Genomic DNA, 1,087 nt, shown 5'->3' with positions numbered 1-1,087 from the left:
TTAATCGTCAAAAATATTATGCAAAAGTTACTAAAAATGAGAAACATAATGCCTATGCTGCCGCATATAAAAATATGCCTAAAACATCAGAAGCTAACTCAAATATTAAATTAGATTTTGTAAATGGCCATTTTGGATATTTTTATAAGTTTGGCTTAATAACTAATGGATGGGGAATACCCTTAAACATAAAATTTTTTGATCAAGATTTTTATGATTCTGTTGATAATAATTTCAAAACTCCTGAAGATCAAAAATTTTGTTATGATAATGCTTCCTTGAAGCCAGTAGTTGTGCCATTTCTAAATAACTTGCAATATAACTCTACATTCAAATTTAATTACTTTCTAGGTGATGCTGAATTTGATAGTTATGATAACTTTGGATTACTTAAACAATGTGGATTTGAAAAAGTATTTATACCTCTTAATTCTAGAAATCAAGGAAACAGTAAAATAAAAGATTTAGAATATAATGTAGAAGGTATCCCGTTGTGTCCCCTAACTAAAGAGCCCTTCAAATCCGAAGGTATTTGTAGAGGAAAAAACAGAAGTCCTCGTCTTAAATTTACATGCCCAAAATCTTATAGAGATAAATCTGGTAAATGCTATCATACTTGTGAAAATCCTTGTACTGATAAACAAAGTGGTCGTATGACTTATGTTTATCCTGATAAAGATTTTAGATTATATCCTGGAGTTCAAAGAAATTCACAAGAATGGTGTGATACCTATACCATTCGTACATGTATAGAAAGAGAAATATCTATTTTGAAAAGTAACCCTTGCATTACTTCTCCTAGAACAATTAACACCTCATCAATGCGTGCTGATTTATATCTTACGGCTATCGCCAGAAATATCAATGTCATATTGGCTTATTCAATTAATCAGCCAAAATACATGAGAAGTATAAATAAACTTCTTAAAATCGCGGCGTAATTAACATATCCACAGTTAAAATAAAATACACATGCTACGCATACCTTTTTAAAAAAGGCTTTTTGGTGTGCTCTTTTTTTTCACAATTTCTTTGAAAATTCAAAAGTTATCCACAGTTTTTATATTTGTAATTTTACAATCACCTA

1 pseudogene is annotated in these 1,087 nt (G+C 29.4%); it reads left to right on the top strand.

Going from position 1 to position 1,087, the window contains the following annotated elements:
* Positions 1-941: pseudogene (locus ACVHXK_RS18640) on the top strand (hypothetical protein); the annotation flags it as partial.
* Positions 942-1,087 lie beyond the last annotated feature (146 nt).

The sequence above is a fragment of the Clostridium sp. DL1XJH146 genome (genome assembly GCF_054819755.1).
The sequence above is the reverse complement of the archived record's forward strand: the minus strand, read 5'-3'. Positions and strand labels throughout refer to the sequence as shown.